The sequence below is a fragment of the Terriglobus roseus DSM 18391 genome, assembly GCF_000265425.1.
Taxonomy (GTDB): Bacteria; Acidobacteriota; Terriglobia; order Terriglobales; family Acidobacteriaceae; genus Terriglobus; species Terriglobus roseus.
Genome location: NC_018014.1, coordinates 2,666,547 through 2,683,533, shown reverse-complemented (window position 1 = coordinate 2,683,533; position 16,987 = coordinate 2,666,547). Strand labels below are relative to the sequence as shown.

Sequence of the window (16,987 nt, the reverse complement as noted above, 5' to 3'; positions counted from 1 at the left end):
CAGTCAACCTTAATGCTTATTGCATTAGGCTCGCTCCATGCGGACTGGATGCATCTGGTGGATGTTGCTGTGCGCCATGAGCGCGCCCTGTCAGACCGCTACTTCTGCTCCGATAGCAACGCCAGCGGCCCAGACTTCTGCTTTGTCACTTGAGCAGGCAATCACCATGGTGCAGGCGAATGAGCCACAGTACGCCGCTGCCGTCGCAGAACGCGGTGCGCTGGCTCTCGAGCGTACCAACGCAAAGACAGCCTTGCTGCCGACGGTCACGTATCACAATCAGGCGGTCTACACGCAGCCCAACGGTGTGGCCGCAAGTAGGATCGGTCAGGTCACCGGCGATGCTTCGCCCCTCTTCATCGCGAACAACGCCATCCGCGAGTATGCCAGCCAGGGCGTAGTCGATGAGCGTATTGGCCTTGGCCAGATCGCAGCAATACGCTCTGCAACTGCCAGCGCACTGCGTGCGGAGGCCGAAGCGGAGGTCGCTCGCCGTGGCCTTGTGGTGGCGGTGACAAATCTCTTCTACGGCTCACAGGGCGCCGGGCAAAAGGCCACCGTAGCCGCTGAGGCTTTGAACGAAGCCAACCACTTTCTCGACATCACGCAGAAGCGCGAACAGGCCCGCGAAGTTGCGCACGCTGACGTTCTGAAGGCGCAGCTTCAACAGCAGCAACGTGAGCGAGATCTGGCCGACGCGAAGCTGGCCGCCACCAAAGCGCGGCTTGAACTAGGCGTGCTGCTGTACCCGGACCCATCCACGCCGTACACGCTCGACATCCCGGCGATCCCACCACCGTTGCCGGACCGACCCGGCATCGACAGTCTGGCGAAGCAGAATAATCCGGAGATCCGCAGCGCAATTGCCGGTCTGCAGGTGGCGCAGGCAGATACGTTTGCGTCGAAGGCAGCGCTCACGCCGGATCTCGCGCTCAATTACACCTACGGCATCGACGCGACAAACTTTGGCGTGAACGGTCCCGACGGTATCCGCAATCTTGGTTACGCGATGAGCGCAACGCTGGATATTCCCGTATGGGATTGGCTCGCAACGGAACGCAGGATCAGGGCAAGCAAGCTACGCGCCGGAGCTGCCCGTGTCGTCCTCACCGCAGCACAACGTCGTTTACTTGCGAACCTGGAAGAGTTCTACGCCGAGGCCGACCTGGCCGCGCAACAACTGCGCTCGCTCGATGCCAGCGTGATCACGGCACGCGAGAGCCTTCGCCTGACGAACCTTCGCTACGTCGATGGCGAAAGCACCGCGCTGGAAGTGGTGGACGCACAAGCCGCCGTCATCAATGCGGAGACAGCACAGGTTGACGGGCAACTGCGCTATCAACTGGCACGCGCGCAACTGCAAACCCTGACGGGAAGGCTCCCATGAACGTTGAACGTAGCTCCCGCAAGAACTTTGTTGCTCTGCTGTCACTGGCGCTGATTGCGACCACCGCTTGCAAGAGCAAGGATCAGGAGGCCGAGGCACCCGTCGTCACGGTGCAGGCTGCACATCCAACGACCGGTTCTATTTCGGAGGAGATCGCGGCTGACGCGATCCTTGCGCCACTCTCCCAAGCAGCGATCGCGCCCCGCATCAGCGCGCCCATCCTGCATGAGTACGTAGAGCGTGGCCAGCGCGTGAAGCAGGGCCAGTTACTTGTCGCGTTGGATGATCGCGACCTGCGAGGTGCTGCTGCGGATAGCCGCGGTTCAGTCACCACCGCGAACGCTGCGCTGACCACCGCTGTAAACGCCTCCATCCCAGAGGATGTGAAAAAGGCAGAGGTCGATGTCATGCAGGCGAAGGCTGCGCGCGACGTTGCCAAGCGGACTGCGGACGAACGCAGGAAGTTGTTTCAAGAGGGAGCTCTGTCGGGACGCGATGCGGACACCGCCTACGCGACCGCCGTGCAGGCAGAGGCTACGTACGACATTGCCGTAAGACATTTGGATAGTGTGATGTCGACGACGCGCGCAACGTCCAAGCAGACTGCCGAGGGACAGCTTACGTCGGCCCGCGGCAAGTTACTTAGTGCCGAGGCGCAGGTGAGTTACGCGCAGTTGCGGAGTCCGATCAGCGGTGTCGTCACGGATCGACCATTGTTCCCCGGGGAAACAGCACAGTCAGGCACAACCGTGGTCACCGTGATGGACACGTCATCGCTCCTTGCAAAGCTGCATCTGGCGCAACCCAGCGCTCAGAAGCTGCACGTGGGCGACAAGGCTGAGGTCAAGATTCCCGGCGTGGACGATCCGCTCGAAGGAACGGTTTCATTTCTGAGTCCCGCTCTGGATACGGGATCCACGACTGTCGAAGTTTGGGTCAGGGTCAGCAATACGAGCGGCACACTGAAGGTAGGCACTCCCGTTCATGCGACGCTGACCGGAACGACCGTCAACAACGCACTCCAGATTCCTCTCGCAGCCATCGTTCCTGCTGCCGACGGCAGCACGGCTGTCGTCGTGATCGGCGCGGATGGTGCTGCGCACAAGAAGCCGGTGAAGGTCGGCATCCGCACGCCAGAGAGCGTGCAGATACTGTCGGGGTTGTCACCCACCGATAACGTCATCACGGAAGGCGGCTACGGTCTGGATGATGGCACAAAGGTGAAGGTCGGCAAGCCCGGCGAAGCGGACGACGACAAACCCGCCGCAGGCAAGGCAGCCGAGGGCAAGGACTGATGGCTGCCGCACGCGAGTCGGATCAGTACTGGCTGGCGCGGTCGGTGCGTACTGTGTTATTCCTCGCGGTCGTGCTGACGATCGCGGGAATCCTATGCGTTCTTTCGCACGCCCATCGCCGTATTTCCGGAGACAAACTTTCCGCGCGTAGTGATCGGCGTGGACAACGGCGTCATGCCGGTCGGGCAGATGCAGGTCACTATCACCAAGCCGATTGAAGACGCTGTGAACAGCGTTCCCGGCCTGATGACGGTGCGTTCCACAACGAGCCGTGGATCTGCAGAGGTCAGTCTCTTCTTTGATTGGTCCGTCGACATGTTTCGCACGCTGCAGCTTGTCGACTCAGCACTCAGCAAAGTGCAGCAGACGTTGCCGACTACGGCGAAGCTCACGACGAACCGCCTGACCTTCGCGACCTTTCCCATCCTTGGTTACTCGCTGACATCGAATACGCTGTCGCAGTCGCAGCTATGGGAGCTGGCGCAGTACACGCTGAAGCCGCCGCTCAATAGGGTGAGCGGTGTCAGTACGGTCACCATTCAAGGCGGACAGGTGCCGGAGTTTCACGTAGTTCCGAACATGGCGAAGCTGCAGGCCGCGGGCGTCACGATCCTGGACCTGACCAACGCGATCCAGACGTCGAACATCATTGACTCGCCGGGACTGTATCAGCAGGATCACCAACTGATCCTCGCTCTGGTAGGAGCGCAAGCGCATGATATCGATGGTCTGAAGCAGCTCTCTGTAAAGACCACGAGCAGTGGCGCGCCGGTGCGCATTGGCGATGTTGCGGACGTCATTCAAGCGACCATGCCTGTTTACACGGCGGTCACTGCGGACGACCAGCCGGCGGTGCTCCTGAACATTACACGCCAGCCCAGCAGTAACACGGTTGCAGTGGCCGACGGTGTTGGCGCTGTGGTTGCAGATTTAACGACGAAGCTGCCTAAGGGCGTTCTTCTCAAGCCTTATTACGATCAATCGCAGATCGTTCGCGAGAGTATCAGTAGTGTGCGTGACGCGATCCTCATCGGTCTCGTACTCGCCTGCATCATCCTCTATTTGTTCCTGCGGGACTGGCGGTCATCGCTTATCGCAGGACTCGTGATCCCCGTTACTGTTGCTGCGACGGTGCTTGCGCTCTGGTTGATCGGCGAGAGTTTCAACCTGATGACGCTGGGTGGTCTTGCCGCTGCGATCGGTCTTGTTATCGACGATGCGATCGTTGTTGTCGAAAACATTGTTCTCCATCGAGATAGCGGACAGTCGCGCCTGGATGCTGTGCGGCTCGCACTGAAAGAGATTGCAGTGCCGCTGATCGGTTCGACGATCACGCCGGTCGTGGTGTTTCTGCCACTGGTTGCAGTTACCGGAGTTACGGGTAGCTTCTTTCGCGCACTTGCGACGACCATGACGGTGTCACTGCTGACATCGTTGGTACTCGCAGTCAGCTTTACGCCGGGCCTTGCGCTGCTGCTGTTGAAGCATGCACCGGATGGCGATAGCGCTCCTCATCAAAGCGAACCGGGCAAGGTGTTGGGGCGTGTGATGCGTTGGCATCATCGTGCTCTGGACTTTTCGTTGGCACGGCCCTGGGCGCTCGTCGGTGTGTGCGCTGTGCTTGTTGTCGGCACGCTGTTGGCATATCGCTCGCTTGGCTCGGACCTGCTGCCGGAGATGGATGAGGGCGGCTTCATCATCGACTACATCATGCCTGCGGGCAGTTCGCTACAGTCCACGAGCGATGTACTGGCGCGCGTCGAACAGATTCTGAAAAAGACACCTGAGGTGGAAAGTGTCAGTCGCCGCACGGGTCTGCAGATGGGACTCGCTGCTGTGACCGAAGCCAATACGGGCGACATGACGGTCAAGCTGAAAGGGAAGCGTGACCGCGCGATCGATGAGGTGATCGCGGAGGTTCGCGCGAAGGTGAAGGCGGCCGAGCCGCAGCTCGACACGGAGTATATCCAGGTGTTGCAGGACAACATCAACGATCTCTCCAATGCGCCGGAGCCAATCCAGATCAAGCTCTTCAGCCAGGACTTTGCGCTGCTGAGCGAACTTGCTCCGCGCATCGCGGATGAGATTGGCAAGGTGAAAGGTGTCGTCAGCATCGAGAACGGCATCGACAACACCATTAGTGGGCCGGCCACTAACTTCCAGGTAGACCCGCAGCTGGCTGCACGGCTTGGCTTCACACCGCAGGAGGCCGCGGAGGATGCGACGTCCATTCTGGACGGCGTCACTGTGAACGATCCGGTCATCGCGAATGGGCGTCCTTATACTGTGCGCGTACGGCTTGGCGATGCAACGCGGCGAGACCTGGATACGATTCGTGACACCGTCTTCAACTCGGCATCAGGTCGGACGGCGTCGCTTGGATCATTGGCTGAGATTACGCAGCTGCCGCCGCAGAACGAGATCAAGCGTGAGAATCTGCAGCGCCTGGTGACTGTCACGGCACAGCTTGAGGGCACGGATCTTGGGACGGCCGTGAAGGCTGTTCAGGCGCGGGTGCAGGCGATGCATATCCCGCCGAGCGTGCGCGTGGAATATGGTGGCACCTATGAGGAGCAGCAGAAGTCCTTCGGCGAGCTTGTGCGTGTGTTGCTGCTTGCTCTGATTCTTGTCTTTGGTGTGCTGCTTACAGAGTTCCGGAACTTTGCTGCACCGATCGCTATCCTGTCGTCCTCAGTGCTATCGATTGCAGGTGTTGTGGGAGCATTGCTCGTGACGGGCACTGCCTTCAACGTGGCTTCGTTCATGGGACTCATCATGGTGATTGGTATTGTTGCGAAGAATGGCATCCTGCTGCTGGACGCAGACGAAAGATTTCGCGCGGAGGGTATGTCCGCGCTTGATGCGATGAAGATGTCTGCGCAGCGGCGGTTGAGGCCCATTCTGATGACGGCACTCGCCGCTGTGACGGGTATGCTGCCACTTGCGTTGGCAATCGGCGCGGGCTCGCAGATGCTACAGCCGCTTGCCATTGCTGTGATCGGCGGCATTGCCATCTCCATGCTACTTAGCCTCATCGTCACGCCGCTGATTTACTACGGACTCACGCGGTCCTCGCACGATGACGCCATCACGGCTTAGTACTGCAAACAAGAAGAGGAGGAGGCTCGTGCGAGCCTCCTCCTCTTTGTCTTATGCGAGAAACTACTTGCCCACGACAAGCACTGTGGCAGTGTCCGGTAGAACGGAAGGCCTCTTCGATCCGGCGGCCGGTGCGCCGTACTCCGCTGTCATCAGGTAGATCCTGTTGGTCGCAGCGTCGTAGGCCATCGTGCGTGCTCCCTTCTTCGTCGCCAGCGTCTGCACGGTCTTGTAGCCATGCGCAGCGTCGACGACGGAGAGAGTTCCGGTCTCTCCATTCGAAGAAAATGCGAGCTGATTCTTTGCGTCGTATCCGGCAGCATCCGGTCCCGCGCCGATCGACGCCAGCGCAATCTGCTTGCCGGTTTTGGCGTCGGTCACAGCCATCTTGTCTCCGTCGCATACGGAGAAAAGATGGCCATGCGTCGTGTCCATGGCCATGCCGGACGGCGATTCACAACCCGGCAGCGACCATGTCTCTACGGCCTTTTTCGCTGACGCATCCAGCTTGACGATGCTGTTCTTGTCCTCGATGTTCACGAAGACGGCACCCTTGCCATCGACCTGCGGAAACTCAGGCTTGCCCGGCAGCGCGATGGTCGCGAGGACCGTCTTCTTCGCAGGATCGATCACCGAGATATTGTTGCTGCGGCCATTGAAGGCCCAGACCGTCTTCGTGGTCGGCTCATACGCAATGCCGTCTGGGTTCGTTCCCGCCGGAATGGTTGCCAGTATTGCGAGCGACGTGCGATCAAAGATGACGACCGCGTTTCCCGCACCATCGCTGATGTAGCCGGTTTTGCCATCCGGATCGAGCGCGATGCCGTGCGTACTCTTCAGTCCCGTCACTGCACCGACGGGCTTGCCCGTTGCGGTATCCACCACTTCGACACGGCTGTTGTGCGTAATGTAAAGCCGGTGGGCTGGGCCATCTGCAAGCAGATAATCCCATCCGCCGGTGCCGCCAATCTTCCACTGGGCCACTACCTTGTACGGAGTCTGGGCCATCGAACTCATCGCAACCAGGCAGCACATTGCTGCCAGAGACGTCGCATATCGCTTCATCGCATCCACCCTGCGGCCATCATGACGGCCGGCACCTCAGTGTCGCGACCACCGCTTAAGCGGTGATGAAGAGAGCCCTTACGCGCGTGCCCTTACCAACGGTGCTGGTGATGTCGATCCTGCCCCCCGCAGACTCTACGATTGACTTGCAGATTGCCAGTCCAAGACCGGTTCCTCCGGAGGCGCGCGATCGTGACGGATCGGCGCGATAGAAACGATCGAAGACATGCGGCAACGCGTGCGCGGGAATACCACTGCCTTCGTCGATTACCTCGATCACCGCATGGCCGTCCTGAAGCTTCGTCGCTACAGTCACCGTTCCTCCTGGCGAACTGTGACGGATGGCGTTTGAAAGGAGATTGGTCAGCAGAGTCTGAACCCGATCCATCGACAGATGCGTTGTCGCATACGCTTCATCTTCTACGACGAGCCGCACACCGTGCGTCTCGGCGATCGACTCCATCGTCGCGCAGGCCTCCCGTGCCGCGTCCGCAAGATCCAGTAAAGGCGCCTTCCCATTCGGAGCCTGCTCGAAGCGAGCCAAATCGAGCATGCTTGCCACTAGCGCCTCGACGCGATCATTGTCCTGCAATAGCTGATCCAACCCAGCGACGTACTCCTGCTCGGTGCGGCGTCGCAGCATCAGCACCTGGACCGCCGACCGCACCACGGCGACGGCTGTCTTCAATTCATGCGCAGCATCGCCCACAAAGCGTTGTTCCTTGGCAAAGGCCTCGCGCAGTTCATCGATCAATGCAGACAGCGTCGTGGCCAGTGGTCGCAACTCATCCACCTGCATCGCACTGTGTGGCGAATCGAACTGCAGGGAAGTGGACGACACGCTCTGCGCCGCCAGTGACAGATCGCGAATCGGTTGCAACGTCTTACGAACGAGCGATGCAGTAACAAAGGCTGCGGCGGCCGACACCAGAACGATCGCAACCAGCAGCCGACCCACCGCCTCAAACACCTCGTGCAGCACATGGTTCTCGGGTGATGCGTACACAATCACTACTGGGCGTCGAAGTCCTATGCCATGGTTCTCTGCGCGGTCGATGATGCGTAACGCGTTCCGCCGAAGCACGTGATACTGCAAACGATCGATCCGGTGTCTGCTGAGACCCATCTCGCCCTGTGCGGGAAGTGCCGGTTCGTGATCGGCAGATCGACCAATCAGCTTGCCGCTCTCCGAGTACACGGCGTAGCGATCCTCGCGCATGATGTCGACTTCGGCGGGGTCAATCGTGATGTTGTCTTCTGGGTCTTCCGCATCCTGGATCGCTCCCAACAGCGAATCCAGGCGTCCCGCGATCTGCTGGTCCAGGGCCCGCAGCCGGGTATTGCGTTCGCTCAGGATCGCGATGACTCCCAACACAAGAGCGAACGTTATCTGTGCAAGCAGCACGATCGCGACCGTCTGGCGCGTGATGGATCGCGACTTCATAGGGGTCTACGACTGGGCAAGACGGTAGCCACGGCCACGGAGTGTTTCAACGACGTCCTCGTCCTTGCTCCCACGCAGCTTCCTTCGCAGATTCGACACATGGACCTCAATGACGTTCGAGTGGTGCTCCCATGTGAAGTCATACAAGTGCTCCAACAGTTCGCGCTTTGAAACGACTATCCGTGGACGGTACATCAGATATTCGAGAATGCGGAACTCGGTTGGCGACAGATCGATCTGCCGCCCCTCCCGCACCACGCTCTGCTCTCCTGTGTGCAATTCGAGCTCGCCAAATCGCAACAACGACTGGCTCGCGCCCTTGCTGCGGCGAATCAGCGCACGGCATCGTGCGATCAACTCGCCCAGGTCGAAGGGCTTGGTCATGAAGTCGTCTGCGCCCGCATCCAGCAGCGAGATCGTTCGATCCGTTTGACTGACAGCGGTCAAGATCAGCACTGGTGTCGCAACCTTCGCTGCTCGCAAATTGGCAACGACCTCATCGCCGCTGCAGCCGGGCAGCATCAGGTCCAGCACGATCAGGTCATAGTCGCCGGCGTTGCAAAACTCCAGCGCCGCTTTCCCATCGTGCGCGATATCCACGGCGTATCCGGGGCCCTCGCGAAGCCCGCGTGCAATATTCTCCGCGAGCCGTACCTCATCTTCGACTACTAATATCCGCACTGTTGCCACCAAAACAATCGGTTTAAGGATCACACGCCGTTCTTTAGGCAGACTTAAGGCTGCGATGAGACGATAGCTGACTCGCCGGAGTAACGGCTACAGGCGCCACGCGATTTTCCCTAAGCAACGCCTCAAAGTTTGAATGACCACGGTGGAGTGTAGCGAATGTCATGGATCGTATGGGCAATGCTTTCGGCCGTCTTCGCCGCCGCCACAGCGCTACTCGCCAAGCTGGGCGTCGCCGGCGTTGATCCCAACCTTGCCACCGCTGTCCGCACAACGGTCGTCGTACTCTTCGCGTGGGTTATTGCTGTCAGCTTCGGTGCGCATGGCGGCATCGCGCACATCGAGCGTCGCAGTTGGATCTTCCTGACGCTGTCGGGCCTGGCGACGGGGCTGTCGTGGATCTGCTACTTCCGCGCGCTGTCGCTTGGTCAGGCTTCGAAGGTGGCGCCGATCGACAAGCTGAGCGTCGTCTTCGTCATTCTGCTTGCCTGGCCGCTGCTTGGAGAGCGCATCACGCTGATGAAGGCCGCTGGCGGGGCTCTGATTACCGTGGGTGCGATCGTCTTAGCCTTCGCCTAGGGCTGGGCGCTAGGTTTGCTGCACCGCAAGGAGTTGGGAGTTCCAGGCGGCCATGCCACCTTCCAGGACGCTGACACTCCCGTCGTGGCTACTTCTCTGAAGAATGCTGGCGGCAACGCTGGCGCGATATCCGCTCCCGCACACCGTGACGATCGGCCCATCCGGCAGGGTCGAGATATGTTGCGGAAGATCGCCAAGTATAACGTGCTGCGCGCCGGGGATATGGCCGCTAGCCCATTCGGCATCACTACGGACATCCAGCACCTGGAGCGAAGAAGTTGACGCCACCTCCTGCACCGACAGCATAGGAGTATGCGACAGGTCCATGCCTGCCGCAGCCCAGGCTGCGAAACCCTTCGCAAGATACCCCTCGATATTGTCCAGCCCGACGCGCACCAGAGCGCGACGCGACGCTTCGTCATCCCCGGCATCGTTCACCAGAACAATCCGGTGATGCGGGTCGATCAGCCATCCTGCCCACATCGACAGGTTCTGGCCGGAGCCGATGTTGATCGCTCCGGGAAGATGTGCGCTACCAAATGCCTCGGGACTACGGATGTCCAGGATCGTGACATCGTCGAGGAGGGAGAGCGCATGCACCGTATCTGCGTTAAGTGCATGATCGCCCGGCAAATGCGATACGTCCCGCGCGCCGTCCGCATTCAACTGCTTCATGCGTGGGTAGTATGTCGGCATTGGGGGGACGGTGCTAAGAATGGTCTCCACGAACTCTGGACGACTGAGTTGAAAGAGGTGGTTCGTCTTGCGCTCGTAACCTAACGTCGACTCAGGACGGTCGCTCATGCCGGATCCGCAAAGCGAGCCGGCGCCGTGGCCAGGGAACAGTTGCACTCCGTCGGGTAACGAGGCGATCCGCTGCTGCAGGCTGACATACAACTCGTTGGCCAACGCAACCTTCGCTTCTTCTCCCAACAGGTCCGGTCGGCCGAGCGAGCCGACAAAAAGAAAGTCGCCGGAGAACAACGCTACGGGCTCGTTCGCGTTCTTCTCTTCGTCGTAGGCGAGAAAGGACAGGTGCTCCGGCGTGTGACCCGGCGTGTGGAGAGCCTGCAGCCTCACCTTTCCAATGTGCACGGATTCACCATCAACCAGGGCGCGATGCGGCATGGCATATTGGTACCGCTCGCCGTGGTCATAGCTGCTTAGGGAAAGCTCGGCTCCTGTCGTGTTTGCCAGCGCAAGCGAACCCGCTGCAAAGTCAGCATGGATGTGCGTCTCCAGCACCTGCACGATCTTGAGATCGTGCAACGCAGCGTAGGTCACATACACTTCGGTGTCGCGCATGGCGTCGATGACGGCGGCCTTACCCTCGGACGAGATCATGTAGGAGTATTGAGCCAGACCGGCCACTTCGAATCGCTTGATCTTCATCGCTTGCTTCCTCTCGTCCCGCTCAGGTCTTCAAACTCCTGCTTGCTTTTTTCCAGCGCAGACTGGCAGACCAGTGCGCAAAGCTTGAAGACCATGGGGTCGCTGATGGCGTAAAAGACTGAGGTTCCCTCGCGCCGACGACTTACCAGTCCTGCATCACTGAGCACCTGCAGATGCTTCGAGACATTCGGTTGATTCCCGTCGAGCGCCGCGACCAGTTCATTCACCGACCGCTCGCCGCCTTCAAGCTCCTGCAGAATTCTGAGCCGGAAGGGCTCTCCGAGTGTACGAAACCTTCTCGCTACAAGGTCCATCATTTTGTCGCTCATCTTTTGCGCGGCCATGGGTTCATAATATCACCACATGAGAATATAGTAGTAGATGTGAGGTAAGGATGACAGAGCGATGGATCGACGTTCGTGAATACGCGGAGTTTGGTGCAGGGCACATTGCGGGTTCGACGCTTGTTCCCCTCGGCACACTGAGCCTTACCTGTCAGGCCTGGGATGAGACCGACCGCATCACGCTGATCTGCAAGAGTGGACGCCGAGCGGCGCAAGCGAAGGAAGCACTCGTATCGAAAGGCTTCGCGTCTGTCGCGGTGCTCGAAGGCGGGATGGATGGCTGGATTGCTGCGGGTAGCCCCGTCGTCCGCGCCGAACGGGCACCATGGGCCATGGAACGGCAGGTAAGAGTGGTGGCCGGATCACTCGTTCTGCTCGGTATGATCATGGGCTTCCTGGTATCGCCGTGGCTTTATCTGCTCTCTGCGGTCGTCGGCGCGGGGCTGGTCTTTGCCGGCGTCAGTAACACCTGCATGATGGCTTCGTTGTTAGCGAAATTCCCCTGGAATCGTCCCTCTCGTTGAAACGGGCGCAAGGGCGCCGATGCAAATACAGAACCCGGTTGGACCGAGTGTTATTCGGGCCAACCGGGTTTTGTGTGGTGCGACTTCAGTTACGTACAACGTTGGACCAGCGGAGAGTGCTTAGAAAGCCACGCGAAGGCTGAACTGGAACTGACGTCCCAGGTCATAGGTGCCGCCCTTGGTCTTGCTCTGTCCAAACGTACCGGAGGTGTAGGTGAGATCCGGGTTGTCGGCAGTGGGCTTGTTCAGCAGGTTGAAGGCTTCCGCACGGAAGTTCAGCTGCGTGCTGTCGTGGCCAGGGATCAGCGTCCACGCCTTGTTCAGCGCAGCGCTGTAGCTCTGGAAGCCAGGTCCCTGAATCTGATTTCTCGTTCCGCGCGGCGCAAAGCGACCGGCGTACGTGGAATTCAGAACAGCGTTGGACGTTACGAAGGCGCTCGTATCGAACCACGTTGCCGTGCTCGACTGACCCGCAAAGTTCTTGGAGGTCGAGACTGACTTTGTGGTGGGAACCAGCTGGTTTCCCGAACCAGGTCCGACACCCGCAAAGTCAACCGTGGTGGTCACGTTCAACGGTGCGCCCGTCTGAGCCTGCAGGGTACCGGAGAACTGCCAGTGACCGAGCGCTGCGCGGTTGATGAAGTGCGACGAGTGGTTGAACTGGTCGATGTTGTAGACGAAGTTCGCAAGGAACACGTGACGGCGATCAAAGTCTGCACGGCCGTAGTTGATGTTCTTGTCAAATGCGTTGGGCAGATTGGTGCCATTGCTGGAACCAAAGTCCATCGCCTTCGACCACGTGTACGCCACACCCAGGAGCAGACCCTTGGTGAGACGGCGACGGAAGTTTGCCTGCAGCGAGTGGTAGTTGGAAGAACCGCTGTTGGTCGCCTGGTTGATGTTGCTGAAGCCCTTGTAGGGGCGCAGCGCATCCTGGTTGACGCCAGGATTAGCCTGCACGGTTCCAGGCTGAAGCTGGTTCACGTTCAGGATGTTCTCCAGGTGAATGCCCTTACGACCGGCATAGGCCAGGGTCAGCACGCCGAGGGAAGGGAACTCCTGTTCGACGGTTGCATTCCAGTTGTATGCCTCTGGGCTGGGGTAGTTGAAGGCCTGCGACGAGTAGTTCAGCGGGAAGTTGTTGACTCCCACACCACCCGGTGCATTGACGCTACCCAACTGCACGGTTGACGACGGCTGGAAGGGCGTGTTGCCACCCGTAAAGACGTTGTCCGTGATGCCTAGGCGCTGCACGTAACGTCCACCACCTGCACGGATCACCATACCGGGGTGCGGCTGATAGGTGATGCCGAAGCGCGGCTGGATGTTCGTTTTCACCGTTGGCGAGTACTGGTTGCTGTAGCCGCGGAAGAGGTACGAGTAGCCGTTTGCCAGAATGTCAGCAGAAACGTGTCCCTGCGCGCTGCCGGGGAAGCTGCTGCCCGGGATAACGACGCCGTTCAAGCGCTGCTGATCGCTGCCGGTAACAACACCGGTCGCGCGATTGACCGTTGCCTGATTGCCGGTGTTGTAGTCCTTCTGGCTGAAGACGGACTGGTTGCCCCACTTGGCGTAGTACGGGTTGTAGAAGCTGTAACGGATACCTGCCTCAACCACGAGGTTGGGTGTCACGCGCCATGCATCCTGCGCAAAACCCTCGTACATCCATGCCCGGTAGACGGTGTAGGAACGCTGACCGATTTCGCCGTATTGATCGAAGAGACCCAATGCGGCGTTCGCTACGCCGACCTTGCTCGAGGTGCCACCGACCCGCGAGTCTGTGAAGGTGAACTTGCCGTTCTGGTTGTTCGTCGATCCAGGCGTGTTTGAGACCGTGATCTGATCGAAGTTGTTCTCACCGGAGTACTCGGCAACCACGCCAAACTTCAGCGTGTGGTTCCCGATGACCTTGGTGAGGTTATCGGCGATCGTGTAGACGATACCGCCCGAACGCGACGGGTAAGGACCGCCGTCCAGCAGGTCGAAGTTGGGGAGCTGAACCGTCGGGATCTTGTTGGGGATCGTCTTGGTGGCAGACGAGTACAGATACGGATAGTTGATGCCGTAGCGGGTACGGTCAAACAGTCCGCTGGACTGATCGATACCGATGGTCACGTGATCCGAAGCGGCAGAGAAGATCGCTTCGTTCACCGTGGTCGGGTTGATCGTCCACGAATAGTGCACGACGCCGATCTGGTTCGGACGGTCGAAGATACGCGGATTGCGGTTGAAGTTGCCGTAGTGCGGCTCAAACTGGTGATAGTTGTAGTTCAGGATGCTGAGGCGAACGCGATGTGCGTCTGCCGGTACCCAGTCAACCACCAGTGTGTCCTTGCGCTGCGTCTGCTGCTGCGTCGCGGCGTCCACCCAGTTGTAGTTGGGGCCTGCTGCATTAGCATCCGGGAAAGCCTTCAGAAGACCCAGGCCGTTGGCGCTGAGATCGGTCGTCGGGATGACGTTGCCAGCATAGTTGGCGCCGGTGGTCGGGTTCACAATCTGCTGCGCACCGCTGTAGAAGATGTTCGGTGCGAGCAGTTCGCTGAAGTTACCGGTGCGCATCAGCGCGGTCGGAACGCGGCGGAAGACGGTGTCGGCATTGTTGTACCGCACGTACTCCTGGCCGAACAAGAAGAACAGGTGCTGCTTGCTCTTGTTGAAGAAGCCGGGGATGTACAGCGGGCCGTTGATGTTGAAGCCGAACTGGTTGTAACGGAAAGCTGCCGGGTGGTTCCGGATGCTCGCGTCGTTGGTGGGGAGCTTGCGCTGCCAGGTGTTTGCATTGAAGAAGTTGTTACGCAGGTACTCGAACACCGAACCGTGGAAGTCCTGTGTGCCGCTCTTGGGAACCATGCGGACCTGGCCGCCTGCCGTGCGACCGTACTCAGCCTGGTAGCTGCTGGTGAGGATCTGCACCTGCGAGGTGGAGTCCACGTCGGCGACGCCAACGCTGGTGCCGTTGGAACGGGTACGCACCATGGGTGCGCCGTCCAGTGTGATGACGCTCTCCTGCGAACGTGAGCCACCGATGTTCAGGCCGTTGTCCAGACCGAACGAGAACGATGCCATCGGCGCATTCCGTACGACGCCGGGCTCCAGCTGAGCAAGGTACAGCGGGTTACGGCCGTTGAGCTGAATGCTCTTGACCTGCTCCTGCGTGACGAGCTGACCGACGACGGCGCTCTCCGTCTGCACGGTGTTGATGTTGGCTTCGACGTTCACCGAGGTGCCGGCATCGCCGACCTTCATGCTGATGTCGACGTGCTTGCCGATGCTGGGATCCACCGCAACTGCGGTCAAGGTAACGGACTGGAAGCCCGCGGACTCGATCTTGACCGAGTAGTTGCCCGGACGGACGTTCGGAACCGTGAAGTTACCGCTCGCGTTGGTGGTGACGACGATGTCGGAACCGGTTGCGTCGCTGTGGATTGTTGCCTTTGCGTTGGGGAGCAGTGCGCCCGATGCGTCGGTCACCGTTCCCGATAGGGATGAAGCGTCTGATTGCGCCACAGCGCTATGCGCCAGGGGAATCAGCATAGAAGCCGCAAACAGCGACCTCATTGCGAATCGTGAGGAATACATCAAAAGCCTCCAAAGAAAAACAGAAAACGTAAGTTCAAAACATGGATGAATCGTATTGTGTAGCGTTGACTTTTTACCCGCTTGAAACTATCACTGTCAAGCAATTTTCGAGCTCTAGCGGCAATCTATGAAAGTCTGGAAGTTGATGAAAAATCATATACTTGTGGTCATATGTAAAAGGACAGAGAATCAGTCGCGGACAGAAGCGCTCTAAGTGGTTCCACTGACCGTAAAGTCGGCATATTCTCTCGATATGCGCCGCCTCCTGATCCTGCTCACCCTCTCATCCAACCTCATCGCGGTATGTCAATCTCCCGTGAAAACGGTGGCGCAGACGCCCGAACGCCATGAATTTGTTCTTCACAACTTCAAAACCGAGTCCGGGGTCGTCCTTCCCGAAGCCCACATCGTCTACGGCACGACCGGCACGCTCAACGCCGATCACTCCAATGCGGTCCTGCTTCCTTCGCACTACATGGCCAACCTTACGGGCTACCAATTCCTAGTAAAGTCGCCCGACTACCCGAAAGGCGCCCTCGACCCTTCAAAGCTCTTCCTCATCACCTCCGAGCTCTTCGGCAACGGCCGCAGCTCTTCTCCGTCGAACACCCCGCCGCCCTTCGACGGACCACGCTTTCCGGTCATGACCATCCGCGATAACGTAAACGCTGTGCACCAGATGCTCATCGAGCAACTGCACATCCAGCACCTGCGCGCGGTCATTGGCTTTTCCATGGGGGCGCAGCAGGCTTTTCAGTGGGCAGTCAGCTACCCCACATTCATGGACCGGGCCGTCGCGACAAGCGGCACCGCCAAAACCTACGGCCACGGGATCGTTCGGCTTGAAGGCCAGATCGCCGCGCTCACCGCCGACCCTGCCTTCATGAACGGCGAGTACAAGACCGAGCCGGAGAAGGGACTTGAGGCCTTCGGCATGGTCTGGGCCGGCTGGCTCTACTCGCAGGAGTGGTGGCGCAAGGAACTCTGGCGCACCACCGCAGCGCCCGGCACCACCTTCGAGCAGTACATGTTCAGCTTCCGCAAACGCTTCAGCGCCGACGCGAACAACTACATCCTGCAGGCGCGCACCTGGGAGTCGAACAACGTCGGCAATACGACACTGGCGGAGGGAAAACCGACCAACTTCAATGGCGATGTCGAGCAGGCCCTTCGATCGATCGAGGTTCCGTTCCTCTACATGCCCTCAGCCACGGATCTTTACTTCCCCCTGGAAGACGCAAGATACGAAGCGGCCTTCATCCCGCACGTCACGCTGACACCCATCCCATCTCTGTGGGGCCACCCTGCCGGAGCCGGAGCCAGCCCAGCCGACAGAACGTTCCTCAATGAACAAATCACCGCCTTTCTGAATCATTGATTCCGCGATGGATGAGTCAAAACTATTTCAATGACGCGTAAATCGATGGCGTTTGGCGGATTCCGTTTGTTGTAGGTCGCCTATGAATATTCATTTAATTCTTGTGGTGCAAGGCGAGATATCGCTATGCGAGCCTCATTTTCAACAACTTGAGATTGGCCCTTGGATTGCCAATACTACTGCGGGCCCCCACCCAGTCAGCTCGACAAACTAG

Annotated in this window: 11 protein-coding genes and 1 pseudogene; 6 read left to right on the top strand and 6 right to left on the bottom strand. The window is 59.3% G+C overall.

The features are described from left to right. Positions 1-142: 142 nt before the first annotated feature. The 3 genes and pseudogenes from TERRO_RS11070 to TERRO_RS11060 all read left to right on the top strand — a co-directional run bounded on the left by TERRO_RS11070 (position 143) and on the right by TERRO_RS11060 (position 5,781). Positions 143-1,387: a TolC family protein gene (locus tag TERRO_RS11070; RefSeq protein WP_245536066.1), complete on the top strand. Its 1,245-nt coding sequence runs from the start codon at positions 143-145 to the stop codon at positions 1,385-1,387. Then, on the top strand, positions 1,384-2,682 hold the full coding sequence (locus TERRO_RS11065; RefSeq protein WP_014786082.1) for an efflux RND transporter periplasmic adaptor subunit: 1,299 nt from the start codon (positions 1,384-1,386) through the stop codon (positions 2,680-2,682). Before TERRO_RS11070 ends, TERRO_RS11065 begins: the two co-directional genes overlap by 4 nt. Then, positions 2,682-5,781 (top strand): annotated as a pseudogene (locus tag TERRO_RS11060) (efflux RND transporter permease subunit). The gene TERRO_RS11065 and the pseudogene TERRO_RS11060 overlap by 1 nt, the downstream one beginning before the upstream one ends. Before the next feature lie 63 nt (positions 5,782-5,844). On the opposite strand, the gene TERRO_RS11055 reads toward TERRO_RS11060, so the two are convergent. The 3 genes from TERRO_RS11055 to TERRO_RS11045 are packed head-to-tail and all read right to left on the bottom strand — an operon-like array spanning position 5,845 to position 8,971. Then, positions 5,845-6,846, bottom strand: a complete 1,002-nt coding sequence (locus TERRO_RS11055; RefSeq protein ID WP_014786080.1) for a YncE family protein — start codon at positions 6,844-6,846, stop codon at positions 5,845-5,847. 55 nt (positions 6,847-6,901) lie between these two features. Next, positions 6,902-8,290 (bottom strand): sensor histidine kinase, encoded by a 1,389-nt coding sequence (locus TERRO_RS11050; RefSeq protein ID WP_014786079.1) that lies wholly within the window; start codon positions 8,288-8,290, stop codon positions 6,902-6,904. Between the two features lie 6 nt (positions 8,291-8,296). Further along, entirely contained in the window at positions 8,297-8,971 is a 675-nt protein-coding gene (locus tag TERRO_RS11045) for a response regulator transcription factor (protein WP_041592565.1), read from the bottom strand. Between the two features lie 165 nt (positions 8,972-9,136). On the opposite strand from TERRO_RS11045, the gene TERRO_RS11040 reads away from it, so the two are divergent. Then, the gene (locus tag TERRO_RS11040) at positions 9,137-9,556 is read left to right on the top strand and encodes an EamA family transporter (RefSeq protein ID WP_014786077.1); all 420 of its coding nucleotides are present in this window, start codon (positions 9,137-9,139) and stop codon (positions 9,554-9,556) included. 9 nt (positions 9,557-9,565) lie between these two features. On the opposite strand, the gene TERRO_RS11035 is transcribed toward TERRO_RS11040, so the two are convergent. Beyond that, entirely contained in the window at positions 9,566-10,948 is a 1,383-nt protein-coding gene (locus tag TERRO_RS11035; RefSeq protein WP_014786076.1) for an MBL fold metallo-hydrolase, read from the bottom strand. Next, positions 10,945-11,292: an ArsR/SmtB family transcription factor gene (locus TERRO_RS11030; protein WP_014786075.1), complete on the bottom strand. Its 348-nt coding sequence runs from the start codon at positions 11,290-11,292 to the stop codon at positions 10,945-10,947. The genes TERRO_RS11035 and TERRO_RS11030 overlap by 4 nt, the downstream gene beginning before the upstream one ends. A gap of 50 nt (positions 11,293-11,342) precedes the next feature. On the opposite strand from TERRO_RS11030, the gene TERRO_RS11025 reads away from it, so the two are divergent. Beyond that, entirely contained in the window at positions 11,343-11,816 is a 474-nt protein-coding gene (locus tag TERRO_RS11025; protein ID WP_014786074.1) for a rhodanese-like domain-containing protein, read from the top strand. A gap of 120 nt (positions 11,817-11,936) precedes the next feature. On the opposite strand, the gene TERRO_RS11020 is transcribed toward TERRO_RS11025, so the two are convergent. Next, entirely contained in the window at positions 11,937-15,395 is a 3,459-nt protein-coding gene (locus TERRO_RS11020) for a TonB-dependent receptor (protein ID WP_014786073.1), read from the bottom strand. 253 nt (positions 15,396-15,648) lie between these two features. Here TERRO_RS11020 and TERRO_RS11015 point away from each other — a divergent pair, with 253 nt between their 5' ends. Then, positions 15,649-16,773 carry an alpha/beta fold hydrolase gene (locus tag TERRO_RS11015; protein WP_014786072.1) on the top strand — a complete coding sequence of 375 codons (1,125 nt, stop codon included), beginning with the start codon at positions 15,649-15,651 and terminating at the stop codon, positions 16,771-16,773. Positions 16,774-16,987: the final 214 nt, after the last annotated feature.